Here is a 14,911-nt window from a genome sequence, read left to right as displayed (position 1 = left end):
TTGCGGTGATATAATTCGCCATACTGCATCCGGTTTTTGAGCTGTTCTTTTCTGGCAGCTTTCAGTATTTCAGTCAGCGTATCTCCAAAATCAACAATCCTTACTTTTTTCCGTTTCGTTGGTCCGATAATATTTTTGTGTTTCATGCCGTCGTAGCGGATACTGCGTTTTATGGTCAGGCATTGTTCCTCAAGGTTAATGTCCTGCCATGTAAGACCACAGGTTTCCCCGATACGGAGCCCGGCATAATACGCAATTTGAATCGGAAGAATAGCAGGTGGATTTTTCTTTTCCAGATATTGGATAAGCCGTTCATAATCCTCATGTGAAATCGGCTGTGTACCTTCTTCCACTTCATCATCGGAAAAGAGGTCAACTTCCTCTGCCTGCTTTTTCAGCTTAATATACTGCATCGGATTGAAACTGATTAACTGTTTTGGAAATACTGCAAAACGGAATGACTGCTGTAACACTGCGGAAAAAGAATGGATATAATCTTTGCTGTATCCCTTTTTTACTTTCCCGTCTGGAAACTCACCACCGAATGTAAGCAGATCAAGAAATGCCTGTAAATGTTCGGCAGTAACTGTTTTCAGTTTGCGGTCTGCAATCGGGTGTTTTTTGGTACATCGGATTGCACCAAGATAATTTTCCACTGTACCGTTGCTGAGTGTCCCAGTTTTCAGTTCTTCTTCTGCCCACATATCCAGAAGTTCCCCTACGGTAAGATTATCTGCCTTTGCAACAAACTTCTTATCTTCGTAGTCTTCCAGTGCCTTGCGGAGAAGCTTTTCCGTCTCACTTTTACTTTCGGTTCCGGCGTATTCTTTCTGAACCATTTTACCGCTTGCATCTTCTACATAGAAACGATAGTACCATTTTTTTCCTTTTTTTCTAACAGATCCTTTTGCCATAATCGTATGTCTCCTTTCGATATCAGACAATCGGAACTGCTGAAATGCTTCTTGCGTGTAGGCATCTTATGGACAAGTCCATAAGCCAATTCGCCGCTCGTCAAATCTGTAAACAGCTTGACTCGCTTGCGCTCATTGTATCATAACTCCGATTATCTTACTATACCGATTCAGAATCGTCATACATAACTTCGGATAAAAGATTTGCAAGCCTTTGTTCTGCCGCTTCCGGTTTCTTTGAATAGAGCCTTACAACATCTGCCATATCATTAAATGCGTTGACAGTATGTGTGATCTCCCTGAGAAACATAATCTCATTATATTCATCTTTCGATTCAAATCCCATTACTTTGGCAATGTCCGCATCTTTGGTACTGCCTTTGTAATTTTTACAGGCGAACTGAAACGAATCCAGAAACAGTTCATATTGCTTTAACATTAACAGCAGTAAGTCTTTAGAAAAAGCGTCTTCTGTTTTATTGAGGTCAAGAGGAAACTGTTTGAGAATGTCGCCCATCGCATCACGAATCTGCAATTCTTTCTTATCCGTAATATCAGTTTCATATTCATCGGTTTCCCCTTTGAGCCATTCAATTGATACATGAAGTGCTTCCGAAAGACCTTCCAGTACCATCTTTTTGGTATTGTCAATCGAACCATTCTCATAACGCAGGATTGTGGAAGCGGTAACTCCCATCTTCTCTGCGACATAAGGCTGTGTCAGATTTAATTCGAGACGGCGCTGTTTTGCCCTGCTGCCGATCAGCTTGCGTAGTTCTTTATCTTTCATGCTGATGTGCCTCCTTTTTCGGTATGTCATTACTATACCACGCAACAAAATATATTGCAATATGCAATTTTAAGAAAAGCAGCAAAATTTCATAATGCTTGACAAAGCAATATAAACACGCTATACTGACAGCACAAATGAAATTGCATAATGCAATTCGAAAGGAGGTGGTCATATGACGCAAAGAAAGATTGCCTTATCTATTGAGGAAGCTGCTGATTATACGGGAATTGGCAGGAACACCCTGCGAAAGTTGGTAGAGTGGAAGAAACTTCCGGTATTGAAGGTTGGGAGAAAAGTCCTGATCAAAACGGATATGCTGGAACTTTTTATGGAAGCCAACGAGGGCAGGGACTTGAGGGATAAGGGAAATGTGAAAGCAGTCACAAGAAACGGTTCAACTTAAAAAAGCGGTTCCCGAAGAAACCGCCAAAGGTTCTATCAGACCGGAGTCATGATATACCTACACGCAAGCAGATTATACCATGTACTTCGTCTGACAGACAACAGGAAACTTATGTTTGGAAAAAAAGAAAGGACGATGATATTTATGGCAAGATCAACAAAGAGTTATGAGGAGCGTATGCTCCAGTTGGAAAAGAAAGAACAGGAAAGCCTTGAGAAAGCAAAACAGTATGCAGCACAGAAACGGGAACTGAAGAAACGTCAGAAAGATGTGGAAACCAAAAAACGGACACACAGGCTCTGCCAGATTGGCGGTGCAGTGGAATCGGTACTGGGTTCTGCGATTGAGGAAGATGATATCCCAAAGCTGATCGGCTTCTTAAAAAGGCAGGAAGCAAATGGGAAATTCTTCTCAAAGGCAATGCAGAAAGAGCCAGTTGCAAATACGGAGGAAGTGTAATGCCGGAGGGAGTGGAGTTTCCATTCCCTTCATTGCTTTTTTATGAAGGGCGCACTTATGGACAACCAGAGGTCGTCCGTATAAGTTTGCCACAGGTGGCAACCGGTCTGCGCTTACGCTTGCCGGGCTCGTTCCGTCGGCGGGGCTTTCAGCCAGACCTGCTCATGCCGCAGGAGGCACTCTTCGCCAGAGGGGCACATTCCATGCAGGCTGTTATGCACAGGGCACTCTTACGCAGAGGGTGCTCCGGCAGATACCATTTTCTTTTAGGAAAAACGTTACCTGCCGGAAATCAAAGCCGGATACGGCAGAATGGGGGAAACGGAGCATGGCGATTTTTCATTATACAGTAAAGATTGTTGGACGCAGCAAAGGAAAATCCATCATATCGGCGTCTGCTTATCTCAATGGCGATGTGATGAAAAATGAAGAAACAGGCAGGATCAGCTACTATACTTCAAAAAAAGAAGTCGTTTATACCAGCCTGCTGATGTGTGAAAATGCACCACAGGAATGGCAGAATGTACCTGCTGAAAATATCAGACGGTTCCAGAAATCTGTCCGATATAAAAGGGCAGATAACCAAAATGCTGCACTGGAAAAATTCAAACTTACTTTTCAGAAGCAGCGTTTATGGAATGAAGTCTTGAGGATAGAAAAAAGTTCAGATGCACAACTCGGCAGGTCATTTGAGTTCTCACTTCCGAAAGAATGGAGCCGACAGGAACAGATTGATTATACAACTGAATATATTCAAAAGACCTTTGTAGATAAGGGAATGTGTGCGGATTGGAGTATCCACGATAAAGGAGATGGTAATCCCCATGTGCATTTACTGGTGACGATGCGACCATTCAATTCAGACCACTCATGGGGTAACAAAGAAATCAAGGATTGGGAGTTTGTCAGAGATGAAAATGGAAATATTGTGGTGGATGAATCCCATCCGGACTGGTGGCAGGATAAAAAGAACCCTGACCGTCATGGAATCCGAATCCCCGTACTTGATGAAAATGGAGTCCAGAAAGTCGGGACAAGGAACCGCAAACAGTGGAAACGTGTATTAACCGATGCTACCGGGTGGAACAATCCGAAAAATTGTGAGCTATGGCGGAGCGAATGGGCAAACGTCTGTAATGCACATTTGAAAACGGAAAATCACATTGACCATCGTTCTTATGCAAGGCAGGGAAAATTAGAGATACCGACGATCCATGAGGGCGCAGATGCCAGAAAAATTGACGAGAAATTTCAAAACGGACAGACATCCTCTACTTCATGGAAAGTAGAGGAAAACCAGATCATAAAAAGACAAAATGCACTGCTGGATAAAATACAGATTTCTTTTGGAAAAGTATCCAGTGCATTAACACAATGGAAGGAGCGATTGCGTGACATTAGAAGAAAGCCGGGAAGTCATTCCCATGATGGAGACAATGATAAACCAGATCGAGGAACAGCAGAATCTTATGGCAGAGATGGTACAGGAATTGCAGGAACGGGACAGGCAGCTCCTGTCTTTTCAGGAGCAGAACCAGAGTTTAAAAAGCTTAAACAGCGAATTATCCAGGCTGCTAAATCTTTTGCCAGATACAGAAGAACTGCTCTCACAGATCGAGCAACAGAAAACCAGAATCGAACAGTTGGAAAACGAGAATCAGCAATGGCAGGAATTAACGCAGAAGCTGAACAACGAGAACAGCTTATTGCAGAAACAGAACAGCGAATTGCTGACCTTAAACAGCAGATAGAGAAAGCGAGGGAGATCGATGAGCGAATGCAGAAACTTAGAGAACGTCGGGCAGGTGGAAGAACTTCTGCTGATGACCGAACAGATGCAGGACGAACTGGATCAGAAAGACCAGACAATCCAGGAACTAAACAGGCAGCTAAGCGAATCGCTGACCTTGAACGAGAAATTGAACAGCGAAAACAGAGCCGAGAATATCGAAGCATTGCGGACAAGATTAAGGCAAACAGAGGAACGATTGACCAGCGAGACAGACAGCAGGAAAAGAGCCGACGCAGAAGCCGTGGCATGGAAATTTAAGTATGAAAAAGCAGAGCAGGAAAAACTTTATGCACAGACACACCAAAAGACGGTAGAGGTAGCTGTTGAGAAAAAAGTGCCTTATGAGAAATGTGAAAAATGTGACCGTACTGCTTACCGGAAAGCAAAAGAAAAATGCGATAGCCGTAAAAGCCAGTTAGAAAAGAAATATAAAAATATGACGATTGGTTATGAAAGTATCTTGTTTCTACTGGCATGGTACAGCATAACAACAACACTGTTTACTGCGATTCTTTCGCCGGTTTTCCTTAACGACTGTATCGTCTTTTTCGGTGCGTTAGGAAAAGGAATGGGAAGTTTATTTCGGGAGTTTGTGACAGGTGCAGACTCTTTCGGACAGTTAAGCAGTGGAATACCTAACAGTATTCTTTCCGGGATTGTGTACTGGCTGATTGCCGGTACTGTCATGGCAATTTTATTCGTAATAACCGGGTGGCTGATAATCGGGATTGGTTATCAGGTAGGAAAAATCTACCGGAAATATTGTTGGGATATCATCAGTATCGTGGTAGCGATAACGAGTACAGCTGTTGTAATTTACTTTGGAGAATGGATTAAAAACGCTAATCCGATAAATCTTATTGTATTGCTATTACTGTCGCATATTATTTATATTGGAATCAGATGTTATGTGAAAGACTGGATGGAAGAACGAGGATATTATTAAAAGAGGACAGGGAAATTTCATAATCTTCCTGTCCTTAGTAAGGGACTATTGATTGTTTATATAAAGAAAAAGTATATAAATAAATCTTGACAATTAGCACGAACTCGGACTATAATACAAAAGTCCGGATTCGTACTAATTTAAGGAGGAAAAAGATGAGAAAAGATAATAATATGATAATACAGTTGCAACGATATTATGCTTTATGGAAAGAATGTACAGCAATGTATGAGGAATGGTCAAAGGATCAGGGACTGTCTTCAAATGGAGTTTTTGCTTTGCATTCATTTTATGAAAGTAATGGAAGATGCACGCAGAAAATGATAAGTGAAAAATGGAATATACCTAAGCAAACGGTAAATACGATACTAAAAGATTTTCAGAAAAAAGGATACATCAATATGGTATCTGATGATTCAGACAAGAGAAATAAGCTGATATGCCTCACAGAATCAGGAATGGAATATACGAAAGATATCATAGAAAAACTGCACTCAAAAGAAATATATGTAATCGAAAAAATGGGATTAGAGAATATAGAAAGTCTTAATGATAATACAGAGCTGTTTATCAGACTTTTCAAGGAAGGAGATTGTAAGAAAAATGAATCATAAATCATTATTTTTTAAATATGTTATTCCATCTATTATAGCATTTGCATTATCAGGAATATATGCGATAGTGGATGGATATTTTGTAGGCAATACCATAGGAGATGCTGGACTTTCGGCTATTAATATTGCATATCCGATTGAGGCTTTGATTCAGGCTCTTGGAACAGGAATTGGTATGGGAGGAGCTGTTTATTACTCAATTAATGCAGCAGAAAAGAAAGGAAAACGGGCAGAAGAATTTATTGCTACAAGCTGGTGGCTTCTTGTAATAGTAAGTGTTATCAGTACCATAATTATTTACTCCTTTTCGTCTAAAATTTTAGGATTGCTTGGAGCAGATGGAATTATATTAACAAATGCGACAGATTATATCAAAATTATAGCACTTGGAGCAATATTGCAGATTCTTGGAACTGGAATGATGCCATTCATTAGAAATTATGGAAACTCTTTCTGGTCAATGTTTGCGATGGTTGGTGGATTCATAACCAATATTGTTCTGGATTTTATCTTTGTATGGATATATGAAATGGGCATGAAAGGTGCAGCCACAGCTACAATAGCCGGACAGGGTGTGACTGCAGCAATTGCAATCATATACGCATTATATAATAAAAAGTTTTATGTGTATGTATCCTTAAAAAATGTAAAAGAAATGTGTGGCGCTATATTCAGAGTAGGTCTTGCACCATTTGGGCTAGCATTGACTCCTAATATTTCATTGGTGTTTATAAACCGATTCTCCGCTTCTTATGGGGGAGAAAAAGCTATTGCAACTTATGCATGTGTATCCTATATTATCTGTATCATATATCTCATATTGCAGGGCGTAGGTGATGGAAGTCAACCTTTAATGAGCCGTTTTTATGGTGAGAAGGATCAAGAAAGCCTGAGAGGAGTTCAGAGAATGGCATACATTTTTGCAATAATTCTTGCTGTTTGTGGTGGAATTATCATGTATGTAAACAGAGCAAATATTGGAGGGGTTTTCGGAGCTTCTTATGAAGTAAGTATTGAGATTTCTAAAATTGTACCTATATTTTTAGTGTCATTACCATTTGTTGCGATTACCAGAATAGCGACAGCTGGATTTTATGCTACTGAAAAAAGTGGATTGTCATACATTCTTACATTCATTGAACCAGTATTGATGCTGATATTTATGCTTGTTTTACCACCTTTATTTGGTGGACAGATTATGATATGGTGGAGTACGGTATTGGCACGTGTTTTTTCAGCGATTCTGGCATTCATACTAATAAAATATTGCGAAAAGGGAGATTTGCAATATGGAATACAGAAAATTTAACAATCAGATAGTAGCAAGAATAATCTAGGTTTATCTATTGTATTTTTAAGGACAGCCTCATAGCAATAGGGCTGTCCTTTTAAAATTATGAAGCTAATTTTTAATAAATTCTAGTAGATTTTGATTGGAATAATCATAACTCTAATGAATCTTCAGCATCTACCCACATCTGTAAATTCCCATCAAGATATAACCTTGCATATTCTAATGGCTCATCGATTGCAAGCGATGTCAAAGCACAATCAGATCCAGGTGTGGTTCTTAAATTTTTTTCTGCTTCCCAACAATCAATACGGAGTATATAGCCCGTATTAGTATATACATCAATGCTGTTGCACTGTGGATTGTATTCTGCAAATATTGTTCTCATCGTATCCCATCTCCTTATCATTTAATCAATCAGTAGTAGCAAAAATTAAGAAGCATTTCAATCAGTTCACCATGTCACTTTTATTTTGTGTTATACTGTCTTATAGATTTTTCTTGCCCTTGTATTTGCCCTTATCAGAGTGCATAAACACTGATGGGACGATATAACACAAGGGAAATAATAAGGGAAAGCTCACCTGCGACAAATCCAGTGTTTTCAAGGGGGTGCGAAGAATTTAATAATAAAATATAACAGTTATTAAATTTCTTAAAACAGGTGAAATCTCAATCGGGATTTGGAGGAGATTCTTATTTATGAAAAAAGGGATAAACAAATCAATTTTATTTTACATTGCATCAGTTCTGTTTTTCATAGCGTCAGCTATTGGCTTTACGAGTGGAAATGAAAGTTCTATGGCTATAGTATGGTTATGTCTTGGTTCTTCATTTCTTTGCTTGGGTTCGACTCATAAGAAAAAGGAAAACAATACAGATGATAAATAATTTCCTGCTTGTATTGTTGGAAAATCGGAATTCATAGAGTTCTTTTGTGATTTGCAACTGCTGGTTGACAGATTTACAGCCTGAAATGGTGGAATGCAAACAGCAAAACTGTTATATTGAGCTCATAAAATCTGCAAAAGGAGAAAAAAATGATTTTAGCTGATAAGATTACAGAGGAAAGAAAAAAGAATGGATGGTCACAGGAAGAACTAGCCAATCAGTTGGGCGTATCCAGACAGGCAGTATCTAAGTGGGAAAGTGCAGGAGCTGTTCCAGATTTGCAAAGAATTTTACAGATGTCGGAGCTATTTTGTGTTAGTACAGATTACCTATTAAAAGATGAAATGAAAGCAGAAAATATCACCTATCACGAAAGTACTGAAAGCTATGCAGAACCGTTGAAAAAAGTAACTATGGAGAATGCAAATGAATTTCTTGACATGAAAAGAAATGGATCCAAAGTAGTGGCAAACGCAACAAGTATGTGTATCTCAAGTCCAATATTATTGATTGTTCTTGTGACAATGGCAGAAGATGGCGTATTTCATGTTTCGGAATCTCTGGCAACAGTATTTGGATGTGTTTTTTTGCTTGGAATGGTTGCGGCAGCCGTCTTTTTGTTTATTACATATGGAATGCGAGAATCACATATGGAACATTTTGAAAAAGAATGCTTTGAAACAGAGTATGGTGTATCTGGAATAGTACGAGAAAAAAAAGATTCCTATGAACCGATTTTTATCAGAGGAACAGCTGTTGGGGTAGTGCTTTGTATACTGGCAGTGATTCCGACAATTATTGCCGGAGCCATGGAAACGTCTGACTATTGTTGCGGCCTTTCCGTTGGATTGCTGCTATTCATACTTGCAATAGGAGTGAATCTGTTGGTTCGTGTTGGGATGGTAAAAAGCAGTTACGATACCCTTCTTCAGGAAGGCGAATATACAAAAGAAGAAAAACTGTTTAAGAAAAAGACTGACACGTTTTCTGGTGTATATTGGTGCTTGACTACAGCGATTTACCTTGCATGGAGCTTCTGGACGATGAGCTGGGATATTACATGGATTGTATGGCCGGTTGCTGGTGTTTTGTTTGCAGCATTGCTTGGTGTGGTGAAAATGGTGTTAAAGAATGGCAGTGAAACTCAGCACTATATTTAAGATGGAGTTAAGTTTTTTTCGCATATTATACGCATCCAGAAATTCCAGTTGACCGAGTTCTTTAGAACGAAGGATTGGTGGATTAGAAAGTGTCTTTTACAGGAAGGTGATTAGATGAATGATCAATTCTTACAAGGGGTAATATTCGATTGGAATAGAATTGATAACGATAGTTATTTAAAGAAAATTAAGGCTTTTAAGGGGATTCAAAAACTTGATTTCAACAAAGCAATCACCTTTTTTGTCGGAGAAAATGGCAGTGGTAAATCAACTTTATTGGAGGCACTTGCCGTAGCACATGGTTTTAATCCTGAAGGTGGAACAAAGAATTATGTTTTTTCTACGCATGATACACATTCAGAGCTGTGTGATGCGATAAGAATTTCCAAAGGTTATCGGAAGGAAAAGTGGGGGTATTTTCTTAGGGCTGAAAGTTTTTATAATGTTGCAACGAAGGAAGAAGAATATGCAGATCTCGCACATCCTTCTGCCAAATATCATGAAAAATCACATGGAGAGAGTTTTCTCGCATTGGCGCAGAACAATCTGCATCCAAATGGCTTGTATCTTTTTGATGAGCCGGAAGCTGCATTATCCCCACAGAGACAGCTTACATTGTTGATGCAAATATATAGTTGTGCAAAAGAGGGAGCACAGTTTATTATAGTTACGCATTCGCCGATTTTGTTAGGAATACCAGATGCAGATATCTATTGTTTTGATAATGGACGCATACATCTGTGCGAATATGAGGATACAGAAAGCTACCAGGTAACAGAAATGTTTATAAACAACAGGCAGATGCTGTTGGATAGATTACTAACAGATTAGATAATAAAGAAATTGACAATTTCAAGTTTGTAACGAAGGTATTTGCGATGAAAGGAATTAAGATTGAGTTATTGGGGATTGCAATAATACCTTTAGGAATTGCTGTGACAACAAATAATTTTTGGGGATATGTCCTAGGTGTTCTTGGATTTGGCGTCGCTGTAGTTGGCTGTTTTCTAAAAGATAATCACTGATAACTTCTTGTTTGAAAAATTGAGTAAACGTAATATTGAACAAAAAAGAAATGCACAGTTCTTAGCTTATCGTGAACTGTGCATTTTTGTAAATAAATACTTTTAATTAGCCGATTACGGCATCCTCTGCTGTAAAATGTTCCAGAGAATTTTCTTTTACCTGAATGCAGATATAAGTAATTCCAGAAATATCGGATGCAAAAAACTGACGCTTTGCAGCAGGTGCGATTTTTAGCCAGTCTCCAGTTGAAAGGTTAATTTCTTCTCCATCAATTATGGCTTTGCCGTTACCTGAAAGAATTCCATAGATTTCTTCATTTTCTTTATGAGAATGAACAAACGGGACATTTGCTCCTGCAGGTAGTTCGTTTAAACTGATTTCTGCACCTGTTAAAGACAACTTTTCATGCAGCTCAATTCGGTTTTCCTTTCCAATAGTTGTTTTTGTGTAATTTGCCATAATAGTACCTCCATAGTTAATTTGTAGTTTCTGGTTGCTTGGTATTAGTATAGTGTGAGACACATACAAAAACAAGTACGCACCTTTTTGTAACTGTACACTCAAAAATGAATGTGTTACAATAGACTCGGAGGTGAGAATTATGCGAGCAAAAGAAGAATTACCGGAATGCCCAGTTGCAACAGCAGTATCTCTTATCGGAGGAAAATGGAAACTGCTGATTTTGCGTAACTTGAAAGAGCGTCCATGGAGATTCAATGAGCTACAACGAAGTATAGATGGTATTTCACAAAAGGTTTTGACAGATAGTTTAAGACAAATGATGAGTGATGGGCTGGCATATCGCCACGATTACCATGAGCAGCCACCGAGAGTTGAATACGGCTTAACGGAACTCGGAACAAAAATGCTTCCAATTGTTAATTCACTTGCTGACTTTGGTAACTACTATAAATCAATTATTGAACAGAATTAAGGACGTTAGTATTTGAAAAGCTTGAACAATTCTAGTTGATATTTCACATATTTTAGGAAATTTAATAACTGTTATATTTGATTATCAAATTCTTCGCAAACCCTTGAAAATACTAAGTTTGTAGCAAGTGTACTTCCCCTTACTCTTTCCCTTGTGTTACATTCTCCCATTAGCTTTCATGAACCTTAATATGGGAAAAATTAAGGGAAAGAAAATTTCATAACACAGTATAACATATAACAATAACGACATGGTGAACTGATTGAAATGTTTTCGATATTTAACTCTATAACTGATTATCAAAAGAAAATGGAGATAAGATACGATGAGAACAATTTATGCAGAATACAACATAAATCACGATAGTATTGATGTTTACACAAGTGCTGGATATATGCTTCGCATTGACTGCTGGGAAGCTGAAAAAGATTTAAAAACCACATATGGATCAGAATGTGCACTTACTTCATTAGCTGTGGATGAGCCTTTGGAATATGCAAGATTATATCTTGAGGGCAATTTACAGATGTGGGTGGATGCAGAAGATTCATTAGAACTTTATTAAGTGAAAGAGGGATAGTGTTCATTAAGAGTGCTATCCCTCTTTAAAGAATGTGCGAAATGCAATAATTACATATTTTCTATGGATTAACAGAGCGCCTAAAAATAATCCATGTACTTATGAAGTAACAAATCAATAAAATTACCAAAATCCCCATTGTTGCCCCTATTTGTAACATCAATGTACTAAACCCAATATAGGCTGAAATTTCTGCTGATATGGTTTGGATAAAGTAAGCTATTACAACAGCAGCTACAATGATTGCTGTGATAATTGGAAGCCCAAACCAAACACTTAATTGTTGCAAGATAAGTTTTCCGATATGCTTTTCTTCCGCCCCCAATTTTCGGAGTACAGAGAAGCGATATTTATATTGTCCTGCGTCTAAGAGTTGTTGCAAAGAAAGTACGGTAAGACATATAACCATCAGTACGACAGCACCATAAATCATTGCAGTCTGTAAAATAAAGTTATTTGCTATGGAACTATTGATTTGCAGTGTGCTAAAACGCACGCCATAAATAGCCCCGGTTTCTGCCTGCTCGGGATATTTCTCTGTAAAAAGTTTTTCCAGTTTCCTTGCATTTTCATAGGAGATATTTTCCGTTGTTGTAATATATCGGTTTTTTATTACTGGCAACAGCTTTTCACAAATATTGTCTGGAAGTACATACAATACATTTGTATAGGAATTGTACGCTGTTTCTCCAATCGGATCCTCATAATAGGACTGCCCGGAAAGAGTCAATTCTCCTGCGTCTGTCATAATGCTGGTGTGTTCTTTCAAAAAGCTATCCCGTTCTTCCTCGGTGGCGATTGCTTTCCATTGTGTTGTAAATTCATCTTCCTCCAGAGAAATCTGTTCGTAACCCAGCATTTCCCGTATAGTGTTATAATCACTCAAAGAAATTGCTACAATCGGAAAATCATATTTCTGTCTGTTGTGAAAATCGTCTTTCTCTGGCAGATATAGATTGAACGTGCAATCATAAACTGTATCTATTTTGTGTTCTGTCAGAAACTCAGTAATGATTTCATAACTGTCTTGCGGCAGATTTTCTTCTTCATATACGTCATTATATCTTGAATATACCTGCACATCATACATAGAGCGCATATCCAAATAACCTGAAGCCCAGCCCGTCAAAATAGGGGCGGCAATAAACATGAAGATTGCAAGGACAAGGGTTATACAAATCAGCGTCATTGTTTTGCTGGTTGTATTTAGTTTTGATATAATTTGCCCGAAAAAGAACAGGTTTTCTCCCTTGTATCTATGTTCCGGCGATTTTACTTTCCATGCTACAATCAAGCTGCTGGCAAGATAAATCAATGCACAAATAAAGAAGAGCAAATCAATCAATACAAATACCAGATATTGATTCAGTATTCCACCATGTAAAGGCAAATAGTATTGATTGGTAAGAGCAGGTACGCTTGCTGCTAAAAAGGCGTGCAATACAGAACAAATAAGCAGCCCATCAATCAACTTTTGAAAAGCAATTTTTTTCTTTTTCAACATCCATAATGCCGCCCAGCCTAATGTAACAACAGGGAGCAAAATATTTCCCCAATACATGATTTTCACCGGGAAAACAAAGCGGGAGTCATAATAAAATCGGACATTTTGTATTCCTGAAAACAATTCCCATAAAGTAAACATTAAAAACAGAATTACTACGACAGGAATGAATCGGCTCTTTTTCAATTCTGGCTCATTTTCTTTCTCTGCGGAAAGCATATCAATAATTTTTGTTTTTTTGATTGTGCGTGTATTGAAAACTCCTACCACAAAAAAACTTACCACAAAAAATATCACTGTCAGCAAAACGGTGTCCGGGAACAATGTCCATGAGATTTCATAAGGCTCTCCATAAGCAGTAAGGAGCATTGCGGTAATGAATTGAGAGCAAAATACACCGCAAAAAATACCAATCAAAATGGAAAACATACCCATAATCAGTGTTTCTGCAAAGAAAATCCTGCCAATAGTTTTTTGTTCCATTCCCATAATGGACTGGACAGCAAACTCTTTTTGCTTCCGTCTTAGCATATAATGATTGACGAACCGTATCAAAAATAACAACAGCAATGTTATCATGCAGATTGCAATTTTCATTCCGTCACTTAACAGAGTAAAATCATACTCGCTGCCTATATCCGGGCTATAATAACTACTGGAAATAGACAAGAACGCATAAAACAAGGTAACACAGATTGTCATTGTGACAATGTAGACCAGATAGTCTTTTACAGACCGTTTTGCATTTCTGAAAACAAGTTTAGCATACATGGCTTTGTCCCCCTCCGATCATGGTAAGGACATTCAGAATTTTATCAAAAAAAGCACTTCTGCTGTCGTTGCCCTTGCGCAGTTCCATAAAGATTTCTCCGTCTTTCAAAAAAAGAATACGGTTGGCATAGCTGGCGGTAAAAGCGTCATGAGTTACCATAAGAATTGTCGCCCTAAGCTGTTCATTGATACTTTGAATGGTAGACAGCAACATTTGTGAGGAATGGCTGTCTAATGCCCCTGTCGGCTCATCTGCCAGTAAGAGCTTCGGGTTGTTGATAATTGCTCTTGCACAAGCACAACGCTGTTTTTGTCCGCCGGATACCTGATAAGGATATTTGTTTAGAATATCGCTGATATTCAGCTTTCCGGCTATATCCAAAATGCGGGATTCTACGCTCCCGGCAGGGACTTTGTTGATTGCTAATGCCAGTGCAATATTTTCTGAAATCGTCAATGTGTCCAGCAAATTGAAGTCTTGAAATATAAACCCTAAATTCTCCCTGCGAAAACGGGCAAGGGATTTTGGTTTGATTTCCGTTATATCTGTTCCATCTAAAAAAATATGCCCTGCACTTACGGTATCAATCGTAGAAATACAGTTGAGCAGCGTTGTCTTTCCAGAACCGGACGCACCCATAATTCCGAGAAATTCCCCAGCTTCCACAGAAAAGCTAATGTCTTTAATGGCTTTGGTAATATTCCCTTCATTGCCATAATATTTCTGGATATGTTCCAGTTTCAAAATCGTATTCATCTGATAAACCTCCTTAACTGTTCCATATCTTTATTGTAAATGGAGTATCTCATTTTTTGTATCAAGTTTTCTTACA

General features: G+C 38.5%; 18 protein-coding genes. 12 read left to right on the top strand and 6 right to left on the bottom strand.

Annotated elements, in window-relative coordinates:
• Window positions 1-914 (bottom strand): tyrosine-type recombinase/integrase (locus tag PG766_RS13695; RefSeq protein ID WP_270591030.1); only part of this gene is annotated, 914 nt, incomplete at its 3' end.
• A 160-nt stretch (window positions 915-1,074) separates the two neighbouring features.
• Complete coding sequence (locus PG766_RS13690; protein WP_009243739.1) at window positions 1,075-1,704, bottom strand: helix-turn-helix domain-containing protein; 630 nt, start codon at window positions 1,702-1,704, stop codon at window positions 1,075-1,077.
• 175 nt (window positions 1,705-1,879) lie between these two features.
• On the opposite strand from PG766_RS13690, the gene PG766_RS13685 reads away from it, so the two are divergent.
• From PG766_RS13685 to PG766_RS13660, 6 genes are all read left to right on the top strand, one after another.
• Window positions 1,880-2,110: a helix-turn-helix domain-containing protein gene (locus PG766_RS13685; protein ID WP_002578307.1), complete on the top strand. Its 231-nt coding sequence runs from the start codon at window positions 1,880-1,882 to the stop codon at window positions 2,108-2,110.
• 144 nt (window positions 2,111-2,254) lie between these two features.
• Window positions 2,255-2,569 (top strand): DUF3847 domain-containing protein, encoded by a 315-nt coding sequence (locus tag PG766_RS13680; RefSeq protein ID WP_002578306.1) that lies wholly within the window; start codon window positions 2,255-2,257, stop codon window positions 2,567-2,569.
• Window positions 2,570-2,897: 328 nt separating this feature from the next.
• Window positions 2,898-4,619 carry a MobA/MobL family protein gene (locus PG766_RS13675; protein WP_117535163.1) on the top strand — a complete coding sequence of 574 codons (1,722 nt, stop codon included), beginning with the start codon at window positions 2,898-2,900 and terminating at the stop codon, window positions 4,617-4,619.
• A complete protein-coding gene (locus PG766_RS13670; protein WP_009243742.1) occupies window positions 4,558-5,307 on the top strand; it encodes a DUF6040 family protein in 750 nt (249 codons plus the stop codon). Before PG766_RS13675 ends, PG766_RS13670 begins: the two co-directional genes overlap by 62 nt.
• 155 nt (window positions 5,308-5,462) lie before the next feature.
• On the top strand, window positions 5,463-5,921 hold the full coding sequence (locus tag PG766_RS13665; RefSeq protein WP_009243743.1) for a MarR family transcriptional regulator: 459 nt from the start codon (window positions 5,463-5,465) through the stop codon (window positions 5,919-5,921).
• Window positions 5,911-7,230 (top strand): MATE family efflux transporter, encoded by a 1,320-nt coding sequence (locus PG766_RS13660; protein WP_002595210.1) that lies wholly within the window; start codon window positions 5,911-5,913, stop codon window positions 7,228-7,230. Before PG766_RS13665 ends, PG766_RS13660 begins: the two co-directional genes overlap by 11 nt.
• 133 nt (window positions 7,231-7,363) lie before the next feature.
• On the opposite strand, the gene PG766_RS13655 is transcribed toward PG766_RS13660, so the two are convergent.
• On the bottom strand, window positions 7,364-7,600 hold the full coding sequence (locus PG766_RS13655) for a DUF6061 family protein (RefSeq protein ID WP_002578301.1): 237 nt from the start codon (window positions 7,598-7,600) through the stop codon (window positions 7,364-7,366).
• A gap of 314 nt (window positions 7,601-7,914) precedes the next feature.
• Between PG766_RS13655 and PG766_RS13650 the strand changes: the two genes are divergently transcribed.
• From PG766_RS13650 to PG766_RS13635, 4 genes are all read left to right on the top strand, one after another.
• Complete coding sequence (locus tag PG766_RS13650) at window positions 7,915-8,103, top strand: hypothetical protein (protein WP_005342828.1); 189 nt, start codon at window positions 7,915-7,917, stop codon at window positions 8,101-8,103.
• 149 nt (window positions 8,104-8,252) lie between these two features.
• Window positions 8,253-9,263, top strand: a complete 1,011-nt coding sequence (locus tag PG766_RS13645) for a helix-turn-helix domain-containing protein (protein WP_055057415.1) — start codon at window positions 8,253-8,255, stop codon at window positions 9,261-9,263.
• Between the two features lie 114 nt (window positions 9,264-9,377).
• Window positions 9,378-10,094, top strand: coding sequence for an AAA family ATPase (locus tag PG766_RS13640; RefSeq protein ID WP_118198907.1), 717 nt, complete (start codon window positions 9,378-9,380; stop codon window positions 10,092-10,094).
• 47 nt (window positions 10,095-10,141) lie between these two features.
• Entirely contained in the window at window positions 10,142-10,288 is a 147-nt protein-coding gene (locus PG766_RS13635) for a hypothetical protein (protein ID WP_008373708.1), read from the top strand.
• 106 nt (window positions 10,289-10,394) lie between these two features.
• Here the strand turns inward: PG766_RS13635 and PG766_RS13630 are convergent, their stop codons facing one another.
• The gene (locus PG766_RS13630) at window positions 10,395-10,748 is read right to left on the bottom strand and encodes a cupin domain-containing protein (RefSeq protein ID WP_117824071.1); all 354 of its coding nucleotides are present in this window, start codon (window positions 10,746-10,748) and stop codon (window positions 10,395-10,397) included.
• A gap of 142 nt (window positions 10,749-10,890) precedes the next feature.
• On the opposite strand from PG766_RS13630, the gene PG766_RS13625 reads away from it, so the two are divergent.
• Window positions 10,891-11,223 carry a winged helix-turn-helix transcriptional regulator gene (locus PG766_RS13625; protein WP_008373705.1) on the top strand — a complete coding sequence of 111 codons (333 nt, stop codon included), beginning with the start codon at window positions 10,891-10,893 and terminating at the stop codon, window positions 11,221-11,223.
• A 325-nt stretch (window positions 11,224-11,548) separates the two neighbouring features.
• Entirely contained in the window at window positions 11,549-11,788 is a 240-nt protein-coding gene (locus PG766_RS13620; RefSeq protein WP_006858432.1) for a DUF6061 family protein, read from the top strand.
• 76 nt (window positions 11,789-11,864) lie between these two features.
• Here PG766_RS13620 and PG766_RS13615 read toward each other — a convergent pair whose 3' ends face one another.
• On the bottom strand, window positions 11,865-14,078 hold the full coding sequence (locus tag PG766_RS13615; protein ID WP_006858431.1) for an FtsX-like permease family protein: 2,214 nt from the start codon (window positions 14,076-14,078) through the stop codon (window positions 11,865-11,867).
• Window positions 14,068-14,835, bottom strand: coding sequence for an ABC transporter ATP-binding protein (locus PG766_RS13610; RefSeq protein WP_006858430.1), 768 nt, complete (start codon window positions 14,833-14,835; stop codon window positions 14,068-14,070). The genes PG766_RS13615 and PG766_RS13610 overlap by 11 nt, the downstream gene beginning before the upstream one ends.
• Between the last annotated feature and the right edge of the window lie 76 nt (window positions 14,836-14,911).

The organism is Coprococcus sp. LG101-27 (genome assembly GCF_027695515.1).
Taxonomy (GTDB): Bacteria; Bacillota; Clostridia; order Lachnospirales; family Lachnospiraceae; genus Allocoprococcus; species Allocoprococcus comes.
Note: the sequence above shows the minus strand (reverse complement) of the source record. Positions and strands in the feature narration are given on the sequence as shown.

Coding starts and splice junctions, on each gene's coding strand:
- PG766_RS13685 (WP_002578307.1), top strand. CDS start 1,880: ATGACGCAAAGAAAGATTGCCTTATCTATTGAGGAAGCTGCTGATTAT.
- PG766_RS13645 (WP_055057415.1), top strand. CDS start 8,253: ATGATTTTAGCTGATAAGATTACAGAGGAAAGAAAAAAGAATGGATGG.
- PG766_RS13625 (WP_008373705.1), top strand. CDS start 10,891: ATGCGAGCAAAAGAAGAATTACCGGAATGCCCAGTTGCAACAGCAGTA.
- PG766_RS13690 (WP_009243739.1), bottom strand. CDS start 1,704: ATGAAAGATAAAGAACTACGCAAGCTGATCGGCAGCAGGGCAAAACAG.
- PG766_RS13680 (WP_002578306.1), top strand. CDS start 2,255: ATGGCAAGATCAACAAAGAGTTATGAGGAGCGTATGCTCCAGTTGGAA.
- PG766_RS13635 (WP_008373708.1), top strand. CDS start 10,142: ATGAAAGGAATTAAGATTGAGTTATTGGGGATTGCAATAATACCTTTA.
- PG766_RS13650 (WP_005342828.1), top strand. CDS start 7,915: ATGAAAAAAGGGATAAACAAATCAATTTTATTTTACATTGCATCAGTT.
- PG766_RS13640 (WP_118198907.1), top strand. CDS start 9,378: ATGAATGATCAATTCTTACAAGGGGTAATATTCGATTGGAATAGAATT.
- PG766_RS13655 (WP_002578301.1), bottom strand. CDS start 7,600: ATGAGAACAATATTTGCAGAATACAATCCACAGTGCAACAGCATTGAT.
- PG766_RS13665 (WP_009243743.1), top strand. CDS start 5,463: ATGAGAAAAGATAATAATATGATAATACAGTTGCAACGATATTATGCT.
- PG766_RS13630 (WP_117824071.1), bottom strand. CDS start 10,748: ATGGCAAATTACACAAAAACAACTATTGGAAAGGAAAACCGAATTGAG.
- PG766_RS13660 (WP_002595210.1), top strand. CDS start 5,911: ATGAATCATAAATCATTATTTTTTAAATATGTTATTCCATCTATTATA.
- PG766_RS13615 (WP_006858431.1), bottom strand. CDS start 14,078: ATGTATGCTAAACTTGTTTTCAGAAATGCAAAACGGTCTGTAAAAGAC.
- PG766_RS13620 (WP_006858432.1), top strand. CDS start 11,549: ATGAGAACAATTTATGCAGAATACAACATAAATCACGATAGTATTGAT.
- PG766_RS13675 (WP_117535163.1), top strand. CDS start 2,898: ATGGCGATTTTTCATTATACAGTAAAGATTGTTGGACGCAGCAAAGGA.
- PG766_RS13610 (WP_006858430.1), bottom strand. CDS start 14,835: ATGAATACGATTTTGAAACTGGAACATATCCAGAAATATTATGGCAAT.